Below are 23,373 nucleotides of genomic sequence, written 5' to 3' on the forward strand. Positions count from 1 at the left end.
CCCGGCCCCGCGCCGCCCCCACGACATCATCGCCCCGCCCGGCGGCCGCAGTGGCCACCGCACACCACGACCAGGCCCGAAAGCCCGCGCGAAGTGGCTCACCGGTTCGGTCCGACACGACGCCGACGAGGTCATTGCCGCCGCGTTCGACCAAGCCGAGGCCCGTGACCCGCAGCACCGCCGCTGCTGGGTGGTCCTCGTCGACGGCGCCGCCCACCAGCTGGAACTGATCCAGGCCGAAGCCGTCCGCCGCAACATCACGATCTACATCGTTCTCGACATCGTCCACGTGATCGAGAAATTGTGGGCGGCCTCGCGCTGTTTCCACACGGCCGTCGATCCCGCCGCCGAGGACTGGGTCGGCACCCAAGCCGCCCGGATCCTGGCCGGCAACGCCACGGGCGCCGTCGCCGACATTCGCGCCCGAGCCGACCGCCATCATCTCACCACCGACCAGCGAGCTGCCGCGGACAAAGCCTGCCGCTATCTGGAGAACAACACCGCCTTCGTCCGCTACGACACAGCCCTCGCTGCCGGCTGGCCGATCGCCAGCGGCATCGTCGAGGGCGCCGCACGCCATCTGATCGCCGACCGGCTCGACATCACCGGCAGCCGATGGAGCGTCCCCGGAGCCGAAGCCGTCCTCACCCTCCGCGCCGTCATCAGCAACGGCGACTTCCCGGCCTACTGGACCTACCACACCCAGAAAGAACGCGAACGCCTCTATCCCCCACCCGACCGGCACAAACACGAACCCCCAGGTTGACTCGCGATCTCACTCGAGAAGAGCCACACCCATCGGTGCCTGAGCCATCACGGCGCTCACCCCGTCAGCTGACACGCCCGGCGCCCCCGGGCTCCAAGGGCCCGTCCACGCACGGCGCCGGATGTTGGCTATTTCGAGGGCACGGCATGTGGTATGCGCACGCTTGTGGCACCGTGAGGTCGTGGCCCGCCGCTTTCCCCCTAGCGGCGGACCGCAATCCTGTTCAGCGCGCGAGCCGCAATCCTGTTCAGCGCGCGAGGGTGACCTCGACAGGGCTGTCCGGGCACGCGCGGAGAATCTTGTCGATCTCGGCCCGCTCGATCGGGTCGATCGCCAGGCCCCAGTGGGTTTTGATGGCCACCCAGTCGGTGGCGTAGGTGCAGCGGTAGCCGGCTGCGGGCGGCTGCCAGGTGGCTGGGTCCTGGTCGGCCTTCGAGCGGTTGCTGGCGGCGGAGTGAAGCTGGGCCTGGAAGTCGTACAACTCCTTCGCGGTGCTTTTGGCGGCGTCGAACCGCTCCAGGAGCCAGGTGATGACTTGGAAGTTGATCAGGTGTTCCGGGTGCTGCAGGACAGCGTCGATCTCGGATGCTTCAAGCTCCCCGAGCCCTACGTCCCACCCCATGCCAACATCCCAACCTTGGCCGTCGCGACTTCGGAGGCCCCAGTCTGTCCTATGACGTGGGCCGCTCGATCACGGCGACGGGCTGGCCTGGCCCGCCTGCCAGTTCTGGACCGCTGGCCTGATTGACGGCCTCGGTCGGCGTCTGCGCGAATCCCGCCTCCGTGAGCGCTGGCAGGGCTGCTGCGGCGAAGTACCCGTCCGACCAAGTGACGGAGAGCCGGAATGGGTGCGCCTTGAGGATCCGCCTGTCGTCGCTCCGAGCGATGTTGAGCGAATCCGCCTTGTAGGTTCTGACGAAATTCATGCCGGGATGTCACATCCGAGGGGCGCTTTGGCTTAAGGCTGCGTCGCGGCGCACAAGAGCCGCCCGGGAAAGGACAGGCCATGGATCCGGTGACGGTCACCGCGGGATGCGGAGCAGTAACATCGCTACTCCGGCTCAGCTATCTCTGGCTGAGCACACGGTCGCACCGCCGTAGCATCGCGCTGGAGATCAGCCGCTCGGAGCACCAGATCGAGACACTGATGAATGTGATCAAGCGCCTACCGCCTGGCAGCGAGATCACCAAGGAGTTGCCCGACGGACAGCGGTTCACCATCAAGCTCCCTCCCCACGAGGCGGCGTGACATGAGCGAGACTCCAGCTTCGGCCGGGCAACAGAACGGTCCAGTCTCCCAGCGAACCCGGCCGGCTCCGTCGCCACCGCGCGTGTTCCGCGAAGACTTCGACGCGTTCTACGTCGCCGAGAAACCGAGCCTGACTGCGTTCTTGATGTTCGTCGGGGCAAGCACGTGGGAAGCCGATGATCTCGCGCACGAGACCCTGATCAAGTTGCTGCCTGCCTTATGGATGACCATCGAGTATCCCCGTGCGTGGATGCGCAAAGCCGCCTACTACGACTACCTGAAGCAGCACCAACGCAGTCGCGAGGATCTGACAGATGAGATGCCCGACCTCCCCGGCGGGATCTGTCCGGTCTCCGAGGTGGAGCTCTCTACTCAGACGAACACAGTTGTGGAAGCGGTCTGTCAGCTCCCTCCGACTCAGCGCGCCGTCATGGCCTTCGTCCTGGACGGCGCCGGAACAAGCGAGATCGCGGACACCCTCAACATGACGAACGTCGCCGTGCGAACCAACCTCAGCCGCGCACGACGCCGCCTGATGACCACGCTCAGCTCTGAGGGAGGAGAGCACGATGGATGACTACTCGCTCGGCCAGAGCGACAAGACGGAAGCCGACGACCGGCTGGACCAAATGCTCGCAGCCGCTCGCGTTGAACTCGTCCACACCCTCGCCCGCCAGCAGCGCGCCGGCTCCGCAACCAAGACCGAGGCGGATACACCTGCACGGCCAAAGAACGCTATCGCGCACCATGGCACCCTCGGCTCTATCACCGTTGCCGGCACTATCGGCGGTCCTCTCGGGGTGGCGCTGGAAGCCTTGGAGGACGCGCAAAGGGACCTGGCCCAACTCGTGCCCATGTTCTACGGAGACGAAGTAGTGACAGGCTGGGCCAACGTGTGCTCCGCAAACCTCCGGCAGGCGGCTTCAGCCCTGGCCGCGCGGAACATGAGTCGGCCCGAGTTCGAGCGCACCATCTCTGACATGCAGCGATACGTGAGCACGCTGCTGCGCACCCGGTGCGACACCGAGGAGCTCCGAACTCTCGTCCAGCAACTGAGGGAGGATCTCGCGGCGGCTCGTCGTGCGGTCGTCCTTCTGTTTGACCCCTCGAGTGACCCCACGTCCAGTCACCTGCCATTCTGATCCGCTCTCCTGGCGCCAGCGCCCACTGGCCTTCCGGCCGCCAGATGGCGCGCCGGGACCGCGTGGGCAGGGGCGGCCCCGAGATGCGAAAGCTCGACTCCCCAATTGGGGAGTCGAGCGTATGGGCCCGATTTGATGGGGCCGAGGACTTCTACGCGCGGCGCGATACCGGCGTCACGCCCAGCGCATTCCGAGAGCGGTGAGCGTGTCCTTGTCCGGGATCGGTTTTTGTGATCAGTCACGGATGGCTGAGCTGGGCTGATCAGTTCTGGGGGTGCGGCTGGGGTCGTGGGGGAGCGGGCGCTGGAGGCTGGGTTGTTGGTTGTGGACGCGGTGTGACCTGTTGGTCGGGCGAGGGCGACGTCCACGGGCCACTCCACACCGTCAGCCTGCGCCTTTGGGACACCGGCCGCCTGCTGGCGTACTCCCGCGCTGCCGGCAGGCGGCCCGGGCGGCGCAGCCGTTGCGGTACAGCCGCGCCGCCGCACGCTGCGAGCCCGGCCGCGCTGAGCGAACCGGGCCCTGAGGTGGTCTGTCGTGTTTTCGACTTTCTGCTGAGCGTCTCGCCGAACCGCCCGGCTGTCATCACCCACACCGGTGGCGCCCGCTCACACCACGGCCGCCTCCTTCTCCTGCTGCCTGGTCTTCACCAGAGCGGCGAGCGGGGACCGCCGGCCTTACCGGAGTCGGGGTCGCGGCGCTGCCACTCCTGACGGAGCCGAGTAAGCGCACGGTGCAGAGTGCTCTTGACTGTGCCGGGTGCCATGCCGAGGGCGGCGGCCGTCTCGTCGGTGGACATCTGCTCCCAGTACCGCAGCACCACGACGCTGCGCTGCTGCGGCGCCAGCACTCGCATGATGTCCATCAGCAGCCCGCGGTCGGCGTGCTGTTCGGCGGAGTCCTCAACACTCGCGTCCGGTAGCTGTGAGGTGGGGAGTTCCTGAAGTTTACGGGCCCGCCACCACTCCGTACGAGTGTTGATCATGACGCGGCGCAGATAGGCGTCGGCGAGCTGCTTGTCCGCTATGAGGTCCCACCGGCCGTACATGCGTAACAACGCGGTCTGCAGCAGATCTTGGGCTTCGAGCGGGTCGCCGACCAGGCGGCGCGCGCTGCGCAGCAGAGCATCGTGCCTCGTACGGACGTACTCCTCGAATTCCAGCACCTCGCCAGGGCGCTCGCGCACAATCACGTGTGGTGTTCCCTTCCGAACGTGGAGGTGAGCGGTCGGCTTGTTGCACCTGCCGTTGCTGCCCGCCTCCTGTACATGGACGGCATCGTGAGCTCGGTGCGCCGGCTTCGATGCCCCGCTGCGAGTGCCGCCCGCGCGTGGCCTGGCCGTGAGCGGGTTCATACCGTTGTGTTCCGGCCGCAGGGCTGGGGTTGTGCTTGCTTGAGGGGCGTTGGGTCGTCGGCCGCTGCTGACATGCACGGCCTCGCACCTCAGGAATCGGTGTCTGACCTGCTCATGCGGTGCCGCCTACGCATTGTGGTGGGGTCTGTGATCGGTCTGATCACAGACCCCACCACGGGTTGGGCCGCGGCCCTTACGGCCTCTCTACCGGCCCGCCCACGCCTCAACCACGGTGGTCTTCACGCCCTTGAGGATGAGCTTGAGGGTCTCACCGTTCTGGTAAGCCACAACAGGCGTGTGGTGCCTGTCGCCGTCGCACCAGCCGGTCTTGCTCTGCTTTGCGCCCGTGTCCAGGTTCCAGACCGTCAGCTTGACCTGGTCGTCGTCGCCCGTGCAGCTGAAGACGCCTCGGGCCTCCCGTGTTCCGTTGGGCGCGCGGTAGCCCTGGGAGACCCATTTGTGATGCGACTGCATGTAGTCCCGGCCGATGGTGGACTGCCACTCCTTCGTCCAACTGGTCTGGGCCGAGACGGTGTCCGTGGGTGTGCCGGTCGCTGCGGTGGCCGCCGGGGCCGTGAGGGCCGACCCCGAGGCCACAGCCGTCGCGCACATGACGGAGGCGATGGCGAGGGCGGAGCGCCTGCGTGTGTTCATGATGAGCGTTCCTTTCGAATGAGTGGAGGTGTGAAGACCGGCCCGCTGCACAGCGTGTGGTTGTGGCGCGACCGGTGTCTGACATCGAGTTCAGCGGGTCGGGAATTGAATGGGCAGCCGGTTTCGCCGCCCTGAACAATGGCCGCGCTGCAGGTCATGGCCGCGTTCGTGCGGCAGTGGCCAGAGCAGATGCCTTCGGATTGCGCTCCTGCCACGAGGTTGCGTACCTTGTCCGGCCTTGCGCCGCGTCCACGGGGGAAGCGGGCGGCAGAGGGGTGAGCTGTTGATGGCGGGACGTCCTGAGGGCCCACTCGACCCCAGCACCGGGCCGGTGGCACGGTTCGCGGCCGAGTTACGCAAACTCCGGGCGGAAGCCGGGAGCCCGACGTACCGGGTCATGGCGCAGCGCGCGGGCCAGGGGACAAGCACCCTGTCGCAGGCTGCTGGCGGGGAGCGGCTGCCGACCCTGCCGGTCGTTCTCGCCTACGTCCGCGCCTGCGGTGGCGATTCGGAGGAGTGGGAGGAGCGTTGGCGGCAGGCGGCCGCTGAAGCAGCGGCGGGACCCCGGGCCGAGGATGAGGACGTCGAGCCTCCGTATCGGGGTCTGGCCCGTTTCGAGCCGGGCGACGCCGGTCTGTTCTTCGGCCGCGACGAGCTCACCGACCGCCTGGTCCAGCTGACCTGCTCCCGGCGGTTCACCGCCGTGTTCGGCCCGTCGGGCAGCGGCAAGTCCTCGCTGTTGCGTGCCGGCCTCATCCCCCGCCTCCGCATCCCGGATCCGGCCGGCCCGCAGCCGGCCGCGCTGCGCGTCCTCACCCCCGGCGAGCACCCCCTGCGCACTCACGAACAGCGGCTGACCCCGAAGGACGGCGACGGAGACACGTGGCTGATCGTGGACCAGTTCGAAGAGCTCTACACCCTCTGCCACGACCCGGCTGAGCGGGACCAGTTCATCGACCGTCTCCTGAGCGCCACTGATCCCGGGAACCGATTGCGCGTGGTCATCTCCGTACGCGCGGACTTCTTAGGGCGCTGCGCCGAACACTCCGCTCTGACCGCCGTGTTGCAGGACGGCACCGCGCTTGCCGGGCCGATGAGCCGCGATGAGTTACGCCAGGCCATCGTCAAACCCGCCCAGGTCGCCGGGCTGATCGTGGAGCGCTCTCTGACAGCCCGGATTCTCGACGAGGTCGAGGGCGAACCCGGCGCCCTGCCGCTGATGTCCCACGCCTTGCTGGAGACGTGGCGGCGGCGTAAAGGCCGCGCTCTTGTGCTCGAAGCCTATGAAGCGGCAGGCGCACTGCAGGGAGCGATTGCTCGCACAGCTGAGGACGTCTATTCCCGCTTCACCCCGGACCAGGCCGATCTCGCCCGCCGGATTCTCCTGCGCCTGATCACCCCGGGCGAGGGGACCCCCGATACCCGACGGCCTGCCCCTCGCGCGGAGCTCGACTTCGCCGACCCGACCGATACGGCCATGGTCCTTGACCGCCTCGCGGGCGCTCGTCTGCTCACCCTGGACCACGAGACCGTCGACCTCGCCCACGAAGCTCTGATTACCGGCTGGCCCCGGCTGGGTGCCTGGATCAATACCGACCGCGACCGGCTGCGCACCCACCGCCGGCTCACCGAAGCAACTGAAGCCTGGACGATGCTGGATCGCGACCCGGGAGCGTTGTACCGCGGAGCCCGGCTGGGCATCGCGGAGGAGGCATTCGCCACGCCCGGACAGCGACGCGAACTGACCGCCGTGGAGGAGGAGTTCCTCACGGCCAGCCTCGACACGCGCGAGCGTGAACGCAAGGCCGCCGTGCGCACCACCCGTCGTCTGCGCTCCCTGGTGGCAGCGCTGACCGCGCTGCTCCTGGTGGCCTGCGCCGCCGTGGCTGTCTCCCTCCAGGAACGCGCGACGGCCCGCAGTGAACGAACGACCGCGATCTCCCGGCAGGTCGCTGCCGAGGCGGACCGGCTGCGCGCTGCTGACGTTCCCTCTTCCCATCAGGACGAAGCGCTGGCGGCGCAGCTCGACATCGCCGCCTACCGCATGCGGCCCTCGCCACAGACGTATACGAGCCTGGTAGGCGACGCCACCGCTCCTCTGTTCACGGAGATCCGGGAACAGAAGAAGGACACGCCGTCTCGCGACTACTTACCGAACAACGGCAGAGCGGCATGCGACAAGGCCCATCGCATCCTGGCTCTGGTCGGAAACGATGCCATTCGTCTTTGGGACACGACCCACTTCACGCGCCCCAAGCCTGCCGGCCGTGCGCTGCCAGGCTGGCAGGTGGCGATGAGCCCCGACGGACGGGTCCTGGCCGTGGCGAACTACGACCTGACGGTCAGCCTGTGGAATACCGCCGATCTGTCGCATCTTCGTAGGCTCGCCACGCTCCCTCCACCAGGAGATTCCCCTGGGAACTTCATGGCCTTCAGCCACGACGGCAACCTGCTCGTCATAGGCGGCGACCACGTCTCATCCCTGTGGGACGTGCACGACAACCAGCACCCCGAGGTGCTCGTTCGGTCTCTGCCCGCTGATCTCGCGGCTTTCAGCCCGCACCGGCCGCTGCTGGCCACGCGTGATCCTGACGACGGCGCAGTGCGACTCTGGGACACCTCTCACCACCGCCGCACCACCGTGCTCTCAGCGATCCGCGGCCGGATGACCGATGGGGACATACTCGCCTTCAGCCCGGACGGACAGACACTGGCCACCGGAGGATCCGACTACGGACAAGTATGGCTGTCGGACATCAGCAAGCCTCGGCATCCGCGTTTGCTGCACCAGAACCAGGATGCCCACCTCAACGGTCAGATGAGCGTTCCCGGGGGGAGATCCACCGATGCGGTGGCCTACAGCCCGGACAGCCGGCTCCTCGCCGTCATCGGAGACACCGGAATCCAGCTGTGGGACATCACCGTTCCTGACACGCCTGAGCGCCTCGGCCAGCCGATGAGCCGCCGCTCACAGGGAGCAATCGCCGTGGCGTTCGGTCCCGATGGCCGGAGTCTGATCGTGGACGACAACCAGACTCTGCGTGTATGGCGTCTGCCGCCGCTTGCGCTGCTCGGCTGCCCCGCTTTGACCCCGGCCGGTTTCAGTAGCGATGGCCGGACAATGGCGACGGTCTGCAGCGACGGGCCGGTGCAGCTCTGGGACACCGCCACGCCAGACGCGCCTAGGCCCGTCGGCGGGGGCCTGCCGGGCTCGGCCGCCGTGTTCGCACCGCGGGGCCGTCTCCTCGCGGTCGAGAGCCCCGATAACGGACTACGGCTGTGTGACACCACCGACCCGTCGCACCCGCGGCGACTTGGCCGAATACCCGTGGCGAAGGGCCAAGATGTCGGCGCCATGGCCTTCGGCTCCAAAGGGCACACTCTGATCACGTACGAGGAGCGAGCGGGAGGAAAGGACGGATCCGCCGGGGCAGTCCAAGACGACGGCATCCGGGCCCGGATCTGGGGCATCGCCGATCCGTCCCGGCCACGGCCCGCAGGAACCAGCATTCTCCGTGAAAAAGACCTTGACGTCGCACCCCTGACGCCCAGCGCTGACGGACGCATGCTCGCAACGAGCGACGGCGGAGACGGCATCCACCTCTGGGACATGAGCAATCCCACCCGCCCCGTCAGGCGTGGCGGCACCCTTCATGGGAGTGCTGTGGCTTTCGCGCCAAACGGCCACTATCTGGCAGTGGGCTCGCAGGAGCGAACCATTCGGCTGTGGGACACCACCCGTCCGTCTCAACCGAAGCCCCTCGGAACGCCGTTCCGGGCCGACGGAGCTGTCGATGAAGCAGTTGTCAGCCCTGACAGCCGAAGCCTGGCCATCAGAACCTCCGAGGGCGAGATTCAGTTATGGGACACCAGCAATCCACTCCGCCCCTCAGGCAGCGGGCACTCCTTCACCGGGCAGGCGTCCTTCGTGAACAGCCTCTTGTTCAACCCGGATAGCCAGACCCTCGCCACGGGCGCTGAACAAGGCGCAGTCCGCATGTGGATACTCGACGCCAGTCGCGCAATCCGTCGTATATGTGCTGTAACCGGTCATGCTCTGACGAGGATCGCGTGGAAGCAGTACGTTGCAGGACTGCCTTACCGCCCGCCGTGTCCCTGAAGGCGGCGGCGAAACGAGACCAGCTTGATCGCCTTCCATGGCAGCATCAACAGACCCCGCCGGAGCCGTCCTGGCCCCTCGGGCCGCGATACCGGCGTCACGCCCAGCGCATTCCGAGAGCGGTGAGCGTGTCCTTCACCTCGTCGGGCTGGCTGGCCTGCCGGGCGCGCACGTTGTTGATCCAGGCGCCGAGTCCGACGCCGGTTCCGTTGACGGGCTCGCGGTGGTTGCGCGGGACGTCGAGGTGTCCTTCCCGGGCGTGGAACTGGCGGGCGGCCGCGAGGTTGAGTTCACGCTGCTCGGCACGGCTGAGCTTGCGCGGGGCGGGGGCGGGCGTGAAGCCGAGCATGCCGGTGAGCATCCACTGCTGGGTGACGGTCAGCTTGCTGAAGGCGCGGGACTGGGCGGCCAGCCACTTGCCGATGTCCGCGCCGTCGACGACGAGTTCGCCAGCCTTCGCGGAGAGGGTGCCGCCGCTCTGCCGGTGGTGCCAGGCGAGGCGGAAGTGCCGCTGCCAGTCGATGGGCCAGGGCGGGCACCAGCCCGGGTCGATGTCGTCGAGTGCCTGGCGACGCCGGTCGGTGAGGGGAGTGGTGCTGCTGTCCGGTGCAGTGGTGCCCTCCGCCTGGTGGTGGGTGAGGACGTCGGCGCGGCGGGCGGCGGCACGCTGGTTGCTCAGGAACTTTCCCACGGGGTAGTCGGCGTGCATCGCGTCGGTGGGCGCGGCCAGGCCGATGTGGTGGTCGGCGGCCCAGGCGGCGGCCGCGGCGAGTCCCTCTTCGAAGGCGGCGTCGAACTCGGACCAGATCATGCCGAGTTTCTCGGCCTGCTCGATCCGCTCGGGGTCGAGGGTGCCCTCGTGGTAGTAGCGGCGCAGGTCGGCGATCCACACACCGAGGGGGAAGTCGGCGGGGGACCAGTCGGCGGGGGTGCGGTAGCCGTACGGGACGCGCAGGTCGCCGTGCTCGGCGAGGTAGCGGGTGGCGGGCCTGGATGCCGCGGCGCCAGTGGACCTTCTCGGGGTTGAGGACGCGCATGCCGATGAACGCGGCGATCTGGCGGGGGTCGTGGGCGGTGGAGAAGGAGAGCAGCCCGCGGCTGGTCTCGTCATCCCCGTCGTCTGCCTCCTCCACGTCGTCCTGGGTGTCGGCGGTCGACTCGGTGTCCTCGTCGGCGGGGGAGGGGCGGGGTGCAAGTTGGGCTTCCTGATCTGTGCCGCAGTAGCAGACCAAAAGGGCCCGGCCCCTCCGCGAAGTACCTGCGGAGGGGCCGGGCCCTTTTGTGTTTCCCGCGGGAAACGTCATTCGCGCCGCTCGAATCCCAGGGCCGTGGCGACCTTGTTGTCCTCCTGGGTGGGCATGCTGTTGGGCGCGAAGATCGGGACGGGGCAGTCGTCGCGGTAGAACTTCGGTACCTCGCCGGCCCAGCGAACCGCACTGAGCGTCAAAACCACGGTGCCGCGATCAGGGCGTGGGTTTCTCGCCGGTGTGCTTCTTGACAGCCTTGAGGATCGCGTCACGGGTGACTCCGAGGATCGGCTCCATGTCGGTCGTTGCGCCACGGTAGGAGCTCTTCAGCTCGGCAATCCGTGTCCAGAACGACCGCTCGGCCTCGGCAACCGCATCATCTCGCCTTTTCTTGGCTTCGCTGACGGCCTCCCGCAGGGTCTGCTGGGCACCTTCAGGGCGGCTGTGTTGGGGGGGCACTGACGAACTCCAATCAGGTCGTAGAAGACTGCGGTTTTGGCCCCCTGCTCCAGCGAAGCGGGACGGGATCCTGGGGCAGTCAGCTGGAGCTGGCGACCTGACGGCCGTCCGTAGCCTCACACAATAATGCAGAATTTGAGTATGCACTTCAAGGGTGTACGCGATACAGCCCCAGCACCTGCAGGATGTCGCGGGCAAGCCTGTGCGGCGCGAGCTACTGACGGTCGAGCCTGGGAGCATGCAGGATCCCAGTGCGGATTCGGCGGCGAGGCGAGCGATGGTACTCACCTCTCGCTGGACCGCCTTGGTCGGCAGCACCTCGAGCAATGCAGAGCTTGACTATGCATAACATTGTTCTACAGAATGGGTTGCGGTTGTTCCGGCGATCTCCGAAGGAAGCCACTGACTGATGGACGCCAAGACCGACAACGACGGCCTCGCTGATCTGCGTGAACTGCGCGACCAGATGCGGCCGTTGGAGCGCGAGCTGAAGAAGCTGCAGGCTGCTCGGGACAAGAAGATCGCCGCGCTGGGTGCCTACGAGAAGGCGAAGGCAGATCGGCTGGCGACGTCGTCCGGCCTGTCGGTGATCGATGTCGTCGCCCTGGTGCCCCATCTGGGCCCCCAGGCGCCCGCGAGCAGGCCCGCGACCGCTGCGTCAATCGCGGGCCCGGTCGGTGATCGTAACGGGGCTGAGGGGGCCGCACAGGCGATCAAGGAACCCGCCAAGTCTGCCGCTCCTGACCTGGGCACACCGGCCCCTGCGGCCGAAGCCCAGGAGGCCGAGGGCCAGTTGGAGGAGCCGGTGTCCGACACCGCCGCGGCCACGGAGGCCGAGCAGGTCCCGACCGCCCCGGCCCCCCAGCCGGCCGGGGAAGCATCGGCACGTGAGCTGCCGTCGATTCCGGCCGGGGCTGAGGGTGACCGCTGGTTTCGGCAGGAGTCGAACCTGGTGTCGAAGCCGCCGAACTTCCAGCAGGCCGTGCGGCAGATGGCGTTCCTCGACACCGCGACCGGTGTCTTGGTGTGGAGCGGAGGGAGCACCCGGCTGGAGCTCGAGCGCGCGGGCGTGGCGGAGATCTTGACCGCGGTGTACGCGACGGTCCCTGCCGCGATCGAGCGAATCTACGTCACCGGCGGCGATCCCTGGCACCGGGACGCGGGCCGGTATGAGTTTCTACGGGATGCGGTCGCGGCGTGGTTGAACGGTCCGCTGCCGGAGGGCTGGCAGGTGGAGTCCTCGCGCGGCAAGGATCATCAGGCCAGGCATCTGGTCCACCCGCGCAACCCGGTGGGTCGGTGGCAGCGCGGCAAGGATCAGCACACCGAAAGGAAGCGCGACAAGCGCTGGCTGTGGCCACTGAGACCCTGGCGAATCTTCCTGAGCGACTCGTCAGGCTGCGGAAAGCAGGTCACGTCGCGGCCCCGCAGCCCCGCCGATACAACGACGGAGAGCGGTGGAGGTGATCAAACAGCACATGAGCTGAAGTGCCAGCATGTCAGCTTCAACATCAAGTCCGCAGCAGAGGCCGATCGTGTCGGTCCGGGAGGCGCGCCGTTCATCGAGGGCGACGATGCGCCGCGCCAGGCGAGTTCTTCGCGCAGGCCGACGTTGTCCTGGTCCAATGCGGCGATCACGGTGGCGGCGACATCGAGGGGGCCCCGCACATGTTCCGTCGGACCATGGCCATGATCGCCCTGGGTATCCAGCTCAAGCACGTTGCCTCACGGGCCCTGGCCAATCGTCCTACACACGGGAACACCGACGGGCGCTCAACCGTTGAAGGGATGCCGGCAGCGTGGCGAGGACTCCCAACATCGCCAGCGGCAGCGGCAAACGACCCCGCCCCGGACTCAAGTCCCGGTCGGGGTTTTCCCCTTTGCGGGGCCTGTCACAAATTCGGGCCCGCTCGGCAAGGGGGAGGAAGCCATGGCCGCACTCAAGAACGGAAAGACTGCCCGCCAACTGCTCCGGGCCGCAGCCTTCAGTTTCGTTCGAGGTGCGGCTGCTGCTGCGGGCGGATGCACCATCACGGTGTTGGCCTGGTGGGCAGAACGCCGCTGAGCATCGGACGTGGACCGAGGCAACGTCACCCCGTGACTGAACGTCACAGATCATCGGTCCTGACACAGCTTCGGACTCCCGCGGCTCGGGACGCAAGCCGTCCCGAGCCGTCAGCTGACGGCCCGGAGCCGCTCGAGGAGTTCGTCGACGCCGGCGATGTGCCCGTACGGCGCCAACTCCGGCTCGAGGTCGCGGACCATCGTGACGCACCGCGGGGCGTTGATCCGGGTTGCCAGGTCGAAGGCGCGCGTCGCCGTCTGCGCTGCGATATCCGCGTCGCCTGCACGCAGATGCGTCTCGGCCTGGTAGGCGAGGAACACCGACCGCGTCTTCGACCGGGCGGCAGGCAGCAGGTCCATGCCCTCATCCATGAGCTGGTGCGCTCGCCGCAGTTCCCCGAGGTCGGCGAGGCAACGGCCGGTGTCGGCAGCGAGATCGGCCTGCGACATCCAGGAGCACCACGCCGGCGGCGGGTCGTACGACGGGGTGCCCAGCCACTTCTCCGCGTGGCCGAGGGCCTGGCGGCACCGGCCGCGCTCGTCGAGGACAGCGAGAGCCCGGGCCTGACGCAGATAGAGCAGGGACCGTGCGGCGGGGTGCTGGGTGCGGGGGATGGCGTGCTCAAGTACGGCGGCGGCCGTGTCCGCGTCGTTCAGCCACAGCAGTTGATAGGCGAGATCGGACAGGACGCCGGCGCCGAGGTCACGCTGACCGGCGGTGTGAGCGTTATGCAGGGCGGCATGCCAGAACCGGCTGGCGGAGGCGTGGCGGCGTTCATCGAACTGCTGCCATGCGATGGCCTGAGCCAGCGAGGCGGCCAAGGTGTGCAGCCGCTGCTCGACGGGGCGGGTGTAGCGGCCCTCGTTGATGATCTCGGTGACGGTGTTCAGGTGCGCATCCAGCAGCCGGTGGGTGCGCTTGCGCCGTTCGGTGGCCAGCTGGACCAGCTCGGCGCCGGTGGCCTCGAGCCAGGTGACCAGCTCGGCGTCGACATCGCCGGCGCCCCACTTCGGGGCGGGCCCAGACTCCGTCATGGCCCACTGGTGGGCCAGTGCAGCCAACGAGCCGCTGGTGTAGGCGATGAACGACCGTCGGTCCATGGCGGACATCAAGGCCTTTCGGAGCGAGGGGACGGCGGTGTGCAGGCCGAAGGGCAGCGGCTCGTCCTGGCCCGGAAGCCAGTTGGGCCAGCCGAGATGGGAGACGGCCGCATAGTCGACGCCGAAGACCTCGGCGATGAGCGGCTGGGACTCGGCTTCATCAGGCGTGGCCCGGCCGGTCTCCCACTTGGAGACCCGTGATCCCCGTGTGCCGGAGAGCAGGCCTCGACGCTTGGCGGCCCGCCGGATACGACGGGCCAACTCCTCCTGCGACCATCCGCGCTCGAGACGTGCGTACGCGAGAGGGTGGCGGATCTCGTCGTCCACCCATCCATTTCACCACCCAGGCCTCGCTGCGGAAGAGCAGTTTGCGCAGATCGGGGATAGGGCGGGGATAGGGGAAAGGCCTGGGCACGAAGGCCTGCGGGCGCTGTACTCGTGATGTCTCGCTCGGCACCTGTGAGGCCGGACGGAAGCCACGGCGACCCATGCATTCTTCACCGTCTCCTTCCGCCCTCCCGCCTGCACATCCGCCGGCACATGAGGACCGACCAGGCCCTTCGCTCCCCGCGGGACGTCCACCGTCGTCGACGAACAGGGAGGGGGCTGCCATGTCGTACGACCACTGAGCCCGAGGTACCCGGGCGGGCCCGCCGGCAGCGGGCCCGCCTTCCCACTTGCGGAAGGACCCGCGATGCCGTCTGTGACCGACCGCTATGTCCCCTTGGACGCCACGATCCTGCGTGACCCGTACCCGGTGCTGGCCGAACTGCGCGCGAGTGAACCGGTGTTCTGGCACGAAGGCATGGAGTCCTGGGCGCTGACCCGGTATGCGGACTGTGTGAGGGTGCTGCGCGACCATGCCACTTTCGCCCGCGATCCGCGGCGCACCGGCGGCACGGTGGCCGAGCCGAGCCTGAGCGTGCAGAGTCTCGATCCTCCGCAACAGGGCCGGATCCGTTCGCTGTTCATGACGGCGCTGCACGCCCAGGACCTCGCCGCGATCGAGTTACGCGCCCGCCGCCTGGTCCTCGGCCGACTCGAGGACCAGGCCGACGGCGAAGTGTTCAATGCGGTGTCCGAGATCGCGGTGCCGCTGTCCGTGGCGGTCGTGGCCGACCTGCTGGGTGTCGAGCCCCCGCCCTACGCCGAGTTCGCCGCCGTGTCGGACGCGATCATGCGCAGTATGGACGGCGGATTGGATCCGTCGGTCGTGGAGCCGGGGCGGATCGCCCGCCAGCAGCTGAGCGACCTGGTCGAATCCTGGTTCGCTGCCTCGCCCCAACCGGGCCTGCTGGCCCGGGTCCGCGCCAGTGCGACGGGCGGCGACGCGCACACCCGGCTGTATGTGAAGAACACGGCGCGGGTGATGTTCCAGGGCGGATACAGCACCACGGCGGCCGCCGTCGGCAACGCCGTCCACACCCTGCTCACTCACCCTCACGCCCTGCGCCAGCTGCGCGATCGGGCGGTGCTGGCCACGGGCGTCGACGAACTGGTGCGCTTCGACGGCCCGGTCCAGGGCACGACCCGCATCGCGGTCCGCGCCTGCCGCATCGGCGACGTCGACATCCGCCCCGGACAGAAAGTCGTCCCGCTGTTCGCCGCCGCCAACCGCGACCCCGAGGCCTTCACCCGCCCCGGCCAGCTCGTCCTGGACCGCACGCCGAACCGGCACCTCGGCTACGGGTGGGGCCCCCACTCCTGCATTGGCACCACCGTCGCCCAAGCCGCACTGCGGGCCCTGATCACCGCCCTCAACGAGCACCCCGCGCACCTGGTCCCCGTCGGCGACGGCGTGCGGCGCCGCGCGGCGACGATGCGGGCGTTCGACACGCTGCCCGCCCTCCTGCACCGCTGACCCTCACCCTCCCATCTGCGGCGCTCCGCACGGCGGTTGTGCCGCGGTGCCTTCCCACGCCCGTCTGGAGATTTCGTCGTGCGCATCCTCATCGGCAATCACATCGATCCGTCCATCCGTGAACGCGGCGACATGCGCGCCTGGACACAGCGCCTGGTCTGGTTCGCCCGCCCGGGGGACCTGCTCATCCTGTGCTGCGAGCCGGACGACCCGTTCGTCGACTACGCCCTGGCCCACACCGGCGTGAAACGCAGCGAGCTGACCATCCTGGTCGCGCCGGCCGGGGCGTGGGGCGGGCGGCTGATGGATCCCGCCTCGCTGACCGAGCCCGCCTTCATCGACCAGGTGCGGGCTGCACTCGGCCCGGGCGGCGCCGACAGCGTGAGCGAGGTGTTCGCGTTGTGGCCTGCGGCCGCCGTGGCACGGCTTGCCGAAGCGCTCGGCGTGGCCGACCGATACCCAGGGGCCGCCTTCTTCGGCCAGTGCGGCGGAGAGATCGGCAACAACAAAGCGAACTTCCGCGCGCTGGCCGCGGCCGCCGGCGTGCCGATCCTGCCGGGCCGGGTCTGCTGCAGCCACGCCGAGGCCATCGCCGCGACCAGCGCACTGCTGGCGACGTCCCCCACGGCGGCCGTCGTGGTCAAGCAGAGCCACAACGGTGCCGGCGTCGGAAACGAACTGCTCGTAGCCGACCCGGAGTTGGCGGTGGACCACGTCGGTGCCCGGCACCTGCACCACCTGGCCCCGGGCCCGGACAGCGTCGCCGCGTACTGGGCCGAGCGCTGGTCCTGGGCCAGCGGAGAGGGCCGGTGGCGGGTCGTCCTCGAGGAGTTCGCGCCCGGCGCGGACGCGGTGTACTCCGAGCACTACGCCGGCGACGACGGCACCCGCCCGACCGAGATGGGCCGCCTCCTCTACGTCGGGCGCCGCCTCAGCCACCAGGTCGTCCCCCTCGACGGCGTAGACGACCTGGTGCGGGCGGCTCTGCTGGACGGCGGCACCCGCCTCGCCGAGGCCTACCGCTCGTTCGGCTACCGCGGCCATCTCAGCGCGGACGCTCTGATCCTTCCCGACCGGACGGTGGTGTTCACCGAGGTCAACGCCCAGGTCTCCGGCAGCCTGCACATCTATCAGTCGATCGCCCACGGCATCGTCAACCACGCCGCCGCACCGCGCCGGCAGGTCGTCGAGTACCACGTCCCGCCCACCTGGGCCGTACCGGACTTCGCCGCCTTCCAGACCGCCCTTCACGAGCTGGGCCTGGCGTACGACGCCGACTCCCGCACCGGGGTGATCGTCTCCATGCCCGCGCTGCCCCTGACGCCCGGCGCCCCCGCCCAGTTCGTGTTCTGCATCGCCTACGACCCCACCGACGGCTACACGCACGTGGTCGACCAGCTCGACGCACGGTTCGCGGCCCTGCCCGCCGGCACCTACGACGCCAGCCAGCACGTCGGCACCGCCGCCGTGTCGTTCTCCTCCTGACCTGGAGCACCCGACCGATGAACACCGTGACCGGGGCCGCCGAGGCGGCCCAACTCGCCCCCGCCTTCGACGCAGACCGGCTCACCGCCGAGCTCGACGCTGTCACCGCGCACCCCTGGCACCCGCAACGCATCCACACCTACGGCGGGCAAGTCGGCCAGCCGGCCGCCATCGACTGGCGCGTCCTGCCGCTGCGCAGCCTCGGCGGCGACGCGGAACGCACCGATCCCGGCGGCCCCGGCCCGCAGCCCTTCGCCCCGACCCGCTGGCTCACATACCTGCCCTACCTCGCCGAGATCCTGGCCCACCTGCCCGCACCCCTCAACGCGGTGCGGCTCATGGCGCTGGGACCCGGCGCCGTCTCCACCCCACACTGCGACCCCAAGTACCGCCTCGACCGCGGCCTGGTCCGCCTGCACATCCCGATCATCACCGACCCGCAGGCCGTTCTCGTCCTCGACGGCGTCGAACACTGCTGGCAGCCCGGCACGCTGTGGTTCGGGGACTTCTCCCGCGAACACCACGTGTCCAACACCAGCACGACGGTGACCCGCGTCCACGCCGTCATCGACGCGCTCCTCACCGCCGAACTCGCCACCTTGTTCCCGCAGGCCTGGCAGGACCTGCTCACCCACGGCGAGGTCCTCCTCAACCACCCCGCCCCCACGACCGAACCCGCCTGGCCCACCGGCCTGCCGTACGAGGCGCTGCTGCCGACCGGATTCGCCGACTTCGACGCGTCCGCCCCGCTGGACGGCTCCCTGATCCCCGCCCGCATCGACCACCCCCCGGCCGGTACCCCCACGCTGACCATCGCCGGCCGATCCTTCGCGCTCGTCCCCGTCGACCATGACGGCCAGCAGTGGCGGTTCTCCGGCTGGAGCGAGCAACGCACCCTCCAGCCCGACGGCAACGGCGGACTCCTGCTACGGGTGCGCCGCGGCCGCGCGCTCGCCGACCGTCACGTCACCGCCGCACCCCACACCCCCTGACACCGAAAGGACCCCCGGCATGCAGCTGCACAGCCACGACGACTTCACCCGCCTTCGAGAGATCGTCGTCGGATCCGCCGCCCACTACCTCGGCCACGAACGGGATCTCTCCTTCGAGCTCTTCCACCACGAGAACCTGACCGGCTTCCGCTCGGACTGGGCCTACCCGCGCCTCGCACAGACCGACACCGGCCCGCGCCGCGAGAACTGGGCCATCAAGGAGCGCTACGCCGCCGAACTCGACGAAGACGTCGAAGCCCTGGCCACCACGCTCGCCGACCTCGGCATCACCGTCCACCGGCCCCTGCCGCTCCCGCCCAACGCCCCGGCGATCGCAGGCCTGGGCTGGCAGGCGGCCCCCACCCCGGCCCTGAACATCCGGGACAACACCCTGATCCTCGGCGGCCAGATCATCGAGACGCCGCCGGCGATCCGCTCCCGATACCTGGAGACCCAGCTGCTGCACCACCTGTTCCAGGCCTACGAGGAAAACGGCGCCCAGTGGACGGTGATGCCCCGCCCCACCCTCACCGACATGAGCTTCGACCTGTCCTACGCGCGGGGCATCACGACCACGCTGGGCGGGCCGACCGAGGCCATCGACGACCCGCAACCCAGCCCGTACGACGTCGGCCACGAGATGATGCTGGACGGCGCGCAGGTCCTACGACTCGGGCGTGACCTGGTCGTCAACGTCGCCCAGAGCAATCACGCGCGCGGTGTGCGCTGGCTGGAACGTCATCTCGCCGACCGCTACCGCATCCACACCGTCCACCGCATGGCGGACAACCACATCGACAGCATGCTGCTCGCCCTGCGCCCCGGGGTGTTCCTCGCCCGCCATGACGGCATCCGCGACCTGATGCCCGCCCCGCTGCGGTCCTGGCGCTACATCGTGCCGCCCGAGCCCGACGCCGGCGCGTTCCCCGTCTACGATGACTCCGAGGACCTGGTCCTCACCAGCCCCTACATCGATCTCAACGTCCTGTCGGTCGACGAGAACACGGTGCTGGTCAACCAGGAATGCATCGGCCTGATCAAGACCCTGGAAGCCGAGCACTTCACGGTGGTGCCCGTGCGCCACCGGCACAGGAGGTTGTTCGGGGGCGGATTCCATTGCTTCACGTTGGACACGCGCCGTGATGGAGCCTGCGAGGACTATCTGTCGTGACCGGCGTCGCCGTGCTGTTGCTGGACGCGGCCGGCCCCGAGTCCGGTGCCATCATCCGCGCCGCGGCCTCCCGCGGCCATCGGGTCTATGCCGCAGCGGCGCCCGCCGAATTCGCCGCCTACAGCGGCGAGTTGAAGGCACTGCTGACCGGGCGCGTGCTCACCGACTTCACCCGGCCCGCGCAGGCTGTGGAGGAGATTGCCGCCCACGCCCGTCGGCACGGCATCGGTGCGGTGCTGACCGTCAACGAGTACCTGACCGAGCTCGCCGCACTGGTGTGCGCCGAGCTCGGCCTGCCCGGCAACGACCCCGCCCGCGTGCACGCGGCCCGCAACAAGGCCGCCATGGCCCAGGCCCTCGCCGCCGCCGGGGTGCGCACCCCGCATACACGCCTCATCCGAGACGACCGGGAGCTGCAGGCCACGCTCGACGAGGTCGGCCTCCCCTGCGTGATCAAACCGGTGGCCGGAGCGGGATCGTGCGGCGTCACGGTGGCGGCCAGCCCGGCCGCCGCCGCGGCGGCCGCCGAAGCGGCCCGTACGGCAGGCCGGCCCTACGGCGGCGAAGACGGCGCGCACATCCTGGTGCAGGCCTACGCCCCCGGGACGGAGTACAGCGTCGAGTCCGTCACCCAAGCGGGCACCACCACGCACCTTGCCGTCACCCGCAAGCTGGTGACCGGCGGCGCCCGCCGCGTGGAGACCGGACACAGCCTCCCCGCCCACCTGCCTGCACCGGTGGAAGCGGCTGTCCACCGCGAAGTCCACGCAGCCATTCACGCTGTCGGCATCCACGACGGCGCCTCACACACCGAAGTCATCGTCGACGCCACCGGAGAGTGCACCGTCATCGAGATCGCCGCACGGCTCGCCGCCGGGCAGATCGGGATCCTCATCCAGCACGCCCTCGGCATCGACATCTGGGCGGCCCTCCTCGACGTCGCCCTCGGCCGCCCGGCCGCGCTCACCCCCACCACCCACCGGCACGCCACCGTGCGGTTCCTGACAAGCCCATACGCCGGGCGGCTGCAGTCCTTCTCCGGCCTGCCAACTCAAGGGCCAGGCGTACCCTTCGTCCGCTGGCGGGCACCGCTCGGCAGCCAGGTCCTTCAGCCCGGGGCCAACGCCCACCGCCTGGGCAGCTTCGTGGTCACCGGGGAGGGCGCGGCCGAGGTGGAAGAGCGGGCCGTCGCACTCCTGCAGCAGGTCCGCATCCACGTCGATCCGCACACCTCCAACCCGGTCAGGCCAGCGCGCTGACGATCTTCCCCAGGGACACGTAACTCTCCTGCACACCCTCCGCGTTGCCCAGCCGATGCCGCTCCAGCCGGATCGCGCCGAGATGACGTGCCTCGTAGACGAGCGCACGCCAGGCGCCGGCCGAGGAAGCATCACGCGGGCTGTAGGTGTCCCAGAAGGAGACCCGTTCGTCCTGCTTGGCGCCAGCCATGCGGATCGTCCAGTCGGCAGCCGGGTCACCGAACAGGGTGCGATCGAGGTCGAGCACGCCCGTGATCACCGGTTCGGGTGCGTCCGGCGAAAGCATCGTGTTGACGGTCCACAAATCCCCGGTCAGAAGACGGGGCTCGCGGATCTCGTCGAGGACCTCGCCGTGCTCGGCGGCGAGCTCAGCGACCTTGCGTACGTCTGCAGCATCCAGGCCCGAGGCGCTCAAGTCGTCCGCGATCGAGTGCAGGGAGGCGAACACAGCCGAACTCCAGGTGGGAAACCCCGGACCGGCGACAGGGCCGAAGTGGCCGCCGCGGACGGAGTGCACCCGGCTAGTGATCTCGCCGAGCTGGGCGAAGAACCCCCGCCAGAGCGGGCGTTCGTAAGCGCTGAGACGGTCGGGGGCCGGCACGCCGGTGAGGTGGCTCTGCACCACCCAGTCCCTGCTGATGATCTCCTGCGACCAGTCAGCAAACAGCACCCTCGGAACCAGGGACGCGACCGTGGAGAGGTAGGGCACGGTCGCGTACTCGTTGCGCATGAGCTCCCGCTCGGAGGTGAACTGCCGCTCTGAAGCTGGGGCGATCCGCAGGATGACCGGCTCTGGCAGGCCCTCGGCGGCGACCCGGTAAGTCGTGTTGTACATGCCGCCGCCCAACTCCACCGCCGAGGTGACCCGAACGCCGGCGCCGAATGCGCGCCCGCACATCTCCTGGATCTCTGCGGCGGAGACAGGCTGCTGGAAGGCAGACGACTCGCGAGCGACTGAACGGAACTCCACGAAAGCTCCTCGCGTCCTGGCCGTGGGCGGGGGAAAGTGACTACTGCCCAGTGTGTCGGCGATACACCACACCCATAATGCGGATCTCGACTATGCATAGTCAAGTTATGCGTACCGTTCTTTGTGCCCCTGGGTCGGCGGCTGATCTTCCCGGCCCGACCCGCTGCAGGCCGCTCCGCAGGCTGCTTCGTCGATCGAGCTCGACCTCACCGGTGGGCGGGCACGATGAGGGGATGACGACCCCCACCCCGCCCATCAGGGAAGCCGCCCGCGCCGTCGTCCTCGACGCGGACCAGCGTGTCCTTCTCCTTCGATACGACGAGAACGGCGGCTTCTGGGTCACGCCCGGAGGGTCCCTCGAGGAAGGGGAGGACCACGCCACGGCGACGCTCCGGGAACTGGGGGAGGAACTCGGCATTGACGCGAAGAACGTCGAGCTGGGCGCGCAGCTCGCGCAGCGCTGCAAGGACCACCGGGTGGGCGGGCGTGAAGTCCGCCAGGTCGAGCGGTACTACCTCGCACGCGTTTCCCCGGCCGACGTGCACCCGGCCTGCGCCGCGCAGCCCGACAACATCCGTGAATATCGGTGGTGGACCGAGGGTGAGCTGCGGTCCACCCGTGCGACCGTGTACCCGAGGGGACTCGCTGACCTGGTTGCTGCCGTGGCCGAGGGGCACATGCCCCAGCGGCCGATCATCTTGGCCGGCTGATGAGTCGAGCCTGTGCACCCCGCCCCTGCACGCTGTGGTGGGCAGCACACCCTGCTAGAACGCCCGAGAATCCGCCGGGGCTCGGTCGTTCTACTGGCGGTAGAGTGGGGTCCATGGGAGACCAGGACACCAGCATCAAGACCACCAAGGACGTGCGCGACCGCCTGAAGACCCTGGCCAGCGAACGCGGCACCACCATGAACGAGCTCCTGGCGGAGCTGGTCACGCGTGAGCTGACCGAGGAGGAGAAGGAGCACCGCGCACAGCAGGCCCTGGAAGAAGTCCGGCAGGCCACCGGCGTGACCGTCTCCGACGACGTCCGGGCCCGGGCCCGGACCTTCCTGCAGAACCTCGGACAGGAGCACCACGCCGCGTGATCCGCGTCCTGCTCGACCACACCTGCATCCAGGCGCTCGCCGAGGGCGACGAATTCCTCAACGGCCTGTACGTCGAAGCCAGTTACGGCTATGCCGAGATCGCGATTCCCGCCCTGTCCGCCACCGTCGCCGAGCGGGCCAGGCCCGGATCAGGCCAGGACATCCTCAACCGTCGCTTCACCACGGTCACCGACTTCACGCGCGCCCATGCCCTGGCCGCGGTCGCCTGGCGGCAGGCGGACTGGCGGATCCTCCACCCGGCCTCCTCGGTTGTCGTGGCTCAGCAGACCGGAGACGACGCGACGCTGCTGTCCCTGGACCCCGAGCTGTACGCAGGAACCGGAGTCAGCCCACTGAACCCCATGGGCCCCTGACAGGGCATTGCTTGTGTT

The 23,373-nt window shown here is 69.0% G+C and carries 22 protein-coding genes and 1 pseudogene; 14 read left to right on the forward strand and 9 right to left on the reverse strand.

Annotated features, from left to right (window positions below; genetic code table 11):
* A pseudogene (locus tag P2Q00_RS49450) lies at positions 1-766 on the forward strand (ISKra4 family transposase); the annotation flags it as partial.
* Positions 767-1,013: 247 nt separating this feature from the next.
* On the opposite strand, the gene P2Q00_RS49455 reads toward P2Q00_RS49450, so the two are convergent.
* A complete protein-coding gene (locus P2Q00_RS49455) occupies positions 1,014-1,388 on the reverse strand; it encodes a hypothetical protein (RefSeq protein WP_275781609.1) in 375 nt (124 codons plus the stop codon).
* Between the two features lie 49 nt (positions 1,389-1,437).
* The gene (locus P2Q00_RS49460) at positions 1,438-1,692 is read right to left on the reverse strand and encodes a hypothetical protein (protein WP_275781611.1); all 255 of its coding nucleotides are present in this window, start codon (positions 1,690-1,692) and stop codon (positions 1,438-1,440) included.
* An 80-nt stretch (positions 1,693-1,772) separates the two neighbouring features.
* On the opposite strand from P2Q00_RS49460, the gene P2Q00_RS49465 reads away from it, so the two are divergent.
* From P2Q00_RS49465 to P2Q00_RS49475, 3 genes are read left to right on the forward strand one after another with little or no spacing between them, the layout of a single operon-like run.
* On the forward strand, positions 1,773-2,015 hold the full coding sequence (locus P2Q00_RS49465; protein ID WP_275781612.1) for a hypothetical protein: 243 nt from the start codon (positions 1,773-1,775) through the stop codon (positions 2,013-2,015).
* Between the two features lies 1 nt (position 2,016).
* Positions 2,017-2,592 (forward strand): RNA polymerase sigma factor, encoded by a 576-nt coding sequence (locus P2Q00_RS49470; RefSeq protein ID WP_275781613.1) that lies wholly within the window; start codon positions 2,017-2,019, stop codon positions 2,590-2,592.
* Positions 2,585-3,157 carry a hypothetical protein gene (locus P2Q00_RS49475; RefSeq protein ID WP_275781614.1) on the forward strand — a complete coding sequence of 191 codons (573 nt, stop codon included), beginning with the start codon at positions 2,585-2,587 and terminating at the stop codon, positions 3,155-3,157. The genes P2Q00_RS49470 and P2Q00_RS49475 overlap by 8 nt, the downstream gene beginning before the upstream one ends.
* 646 nt (positions 3,158-3,803) lie before the next feature.
* On the opposite strand, the gene P2Q00_RS49480 is transcribed toward P2Q00_RS49475, so the two are convergent.
* The gene (locus P2Q00_RS49480) at positions 3,804-4,349 is read right to left on the reverse strand and encodes a SigE family RNA polymerase sigma factor (protein ID WP_275781616.1); all 546 of its coding nucleotides are present in this window, start codon (positions 4,347-4,349) and stop codon (positions 3,804-3,806) included.
* A gap of 366 nt (positions 4,350-4,715) precedes the next feature.
* Positions 4,716-5,165: a hypothetical protein gene (locus P2Q00_RS49485; RefSeq protein WP_275781618.1), complete on the reverse strand. Its 450-nt coding sequence runs from the start codon at positions 5,163-5,165 to the stop codon at positions 4,716-4,718.
* A gap of 397 nt (positions 5,166-5,562) precedes the next feature.
* Between P2Q00_RS49485 and P2Q00_RS49490 the strand changes: the two genes are divergently transcribed.
* Positions 5,563-9,285 carry a WD40 repeat domain-containing protein gene (locus tag P2Q00_RS49490; protein WP_275781619.1) on the forward strand — a complete coding sequence of 1,241 codons (3,723 nt, stop codon included), beginning with the start codon at positions 5,563-5,565 and terminating at the stop codon, positions 9,283-9,285.
* 97 nt (positions 9,286-9,382) lie between these two features.
* On the opposite strand, the gene P2Q00_RS49495 is transcribed toward P2Q00_RS49490, so the two are convergent.
* The 3 genes from P2Q00_RS49495 to P2Q00_RS49505 all read right to left on the reverse strand — a co-directional run bounded on the left by P2Q00_RS49495 (position 9,383) and on the right by P2Q00_RS49505 (position 10,991).
* A complete protein-coding gene (locus tag P2Q00_RS49495; RefSeq protein WP_275781620.1) occupies positions 9,383-10,396 on the reverse strand; it encodes a helicase associated domain-containing protein in 1,014 nt (337 codons plus the stop codon).
* Between the two features lie 189 nt (positions 10,397-10,585).
* The gene (locus P2Q00_RS49500; RefSeq protein ID WP_275781621.1) at positions 10,586-10,738 is read right to left on the reverse strand and encodes a hypothetical protein; all 153 of its coding nucleotides are present in this window, start codon (positions 10,736-10,738) and stop codon (positions 10,586-10,588) included.
* A 10-nt stretch (positions 10,739-10,748) separates the two neighbouring features.
* Positions 10,749-10,991, reverse strand: a complete 243-nt coding sequence (locus P2Q00_RS49505) for a hypothetical protein (RefSeq protein WP_275781622.1) — start codon at positions 10,989-10,991, stop codon at positions 10,749-10,751.
* A 409-nt stretch (positions 10,992-11,400) separates the two neighbouring features.
* Here P2Q00_RS49505 and P2Q00_RS49510 point away from each other — a divergent pair, with 409 nt between their 5' ends.
* Positions 11,401-12,684, forward strand: coding sequence for a hypothetical protein (locus P2Q00_RS49510; RefSeq protein WP_275781624.1), 1,284 nt, complete (start codon positions 11,401-11,403; stop codon positions 12,682-12,684).
* Positions 12,685-13,166: 482 nt separating this feature from the next.
* Here the strand turns inward: P2Q00_RS49510 and P2Q00_RS49515 are convergent, their stop codons facing one another.
* Positions 13,167-14,483 carry a helix-turn-helix transcriptional regulator gene (locus P2Q00_RS49515; RefSeq protein WP_275781625.1) on the reverse strand — a complete coding sequence of 439 codons (1,317 nt, stop codon included), beginning with the start codon at positions 14,481-14,483 and terminating at the stop codon, positions 13,167-13,169.
* Between the two features lie 367 nt (positions 14,484-14,850).
* On the opposite strand from P2Q00_RS49515, the gene P2Q00_RS49520 reads away from it, so the two are divergent.
* From P2Q00_RS49520 to P2Q00_RS49540, 5 genes are all read left to right on the forward strand, one after another.
* A complete protein-coding gene (locus P2Q00_RS49520; RefSeq protein WP_275781626.1) occupies positions 14,851-16,017 on the forward strand; it encodes a cytochrome P450 in 1,167 nt (388 codons plus the stop codon).
* A gap of 78 nt (positions 16,018-16,095) precedes the next feature.
* On the forward strand, positions 16,096-17,502 hold the full coding sequence (locus P2Q00_RS49525) for a preATP grasp domain-containing protein (protein ID WP_275781627.1): 1,407 nt from the start codon (positions 16,096-16,098) through the stop codon (positions 17,500-17,502).
* 17 nt (positions 17,503-17,519) lie between these two features.
* On the forward strand, positions 17,520-18,494 hold the full coding sequence (locus P2Q00_RS49530) for an aspartyl/asparaginyl beta-hydroxylase domain-containing protein (protein WP_275781628.1): 975 nt from the start codon (positions 17,520-17,522) through the stop codon (positions 18,492-18,494).
* A gap of 19 nt (positions 18,495-18,513) precedes the next feature.
* A complete protein-coding gene (locus tag P2Q00_RS49535) occupies positions 18,514-19,665 on the forward strand; it encodes a glycine amidinotransferase (protein ID WP_275781629.1) in 1,152 nt (383 codons plus the stop codon).
* On the forward strand, positions 19,662-20,924 hold the full coding sequence (locus tag P2Q00_RS49540; protein ID WP_275781630.1) for an ATP-grasp domain-containing protein: 1,263 nt from the start codon (positions 19,662-19,664) through the stop codon (positions 20,922-20,924). The genes P2Q00_RS49535 and P2Q00_RS49540 overlap by 4 nt, the downstream gene beginning before the upstream one ends.
* On the opposite strand, the gene P2Q00_RS49545 is transcribed toward P2Q00_RS49540, so the two are convergent.
* Positions 20,908-21,894 (reverse strand): phosphotransferase family protein, encoded by a 987-nt coding sequence (locus P2Q00_RS49545; RefSeq protein WP_275781631.1) that lies wholly within the window; start codon positions 21,892-21,894, stop codon positions 20,908-20,910. The genes P2Q00_RS49540 and P2Q00_RS49545 overlap by 17 nt on opposite strands.
* 233 nt (positions 21,895-22,127) lie before the next feature.
* Here P2Q00_RS49545 and P2Q00_RS49550 point away from each other — a divergent pair, with 233 nt between their 5' ends.
* The 3 genes from P2Q00_RS49550 (at position 22,128) to P2Q00_RS49560 (ending at position 23,355) form a co-directional block, all read left to right on the forward strand.
* Entirely contained in the window at positions 22,128-22,604 is a 477-nt protein-coding gene (locus P2Q00_RS49550) for an NUDIX hydrolase (RefSeq protein WP_275781632.1), read from the forward strand.
* A gap of 113 nt (positions 22,605-22,717) precedes the next feature.
* Positions 22,718-22,981: a hypothetical protein gene (locus tag P2Q00_RS49555; protein ID WP_275781633.1), complete on the forward strand. Its 264-nt coding sequence runs from the start codon at positions 22,718-22,720 to the stop codon at positions 22,979-22,981.
* A complete protein-coding gene (locus tag P2Q00_RS49560) occupies positions 22,978-23,355 on the forward strand; it encodes a PIN domain-containing protein (RefSeq protein ID WP_275781634.1) in 378 nt (125 codons plus the stop codon). The genes P2Q00_RS49555 and P2Q00_RS49560 overlap by 4 nt, the downstream gene beginning before the upstream one ends.
* Positions 23,356-23,373 lie beyond the last annotated feature (18 nt).

This window comes from Streptomyces coacervatus, from assembly GCF_029223485.1.
GTDB classification, from domain to species: Bacteria; Actinomycetota; Actinomycetes; order Streptomycetales; family Streptomycetaceae; genus Streptomyces; species Streptomyces coacervatus.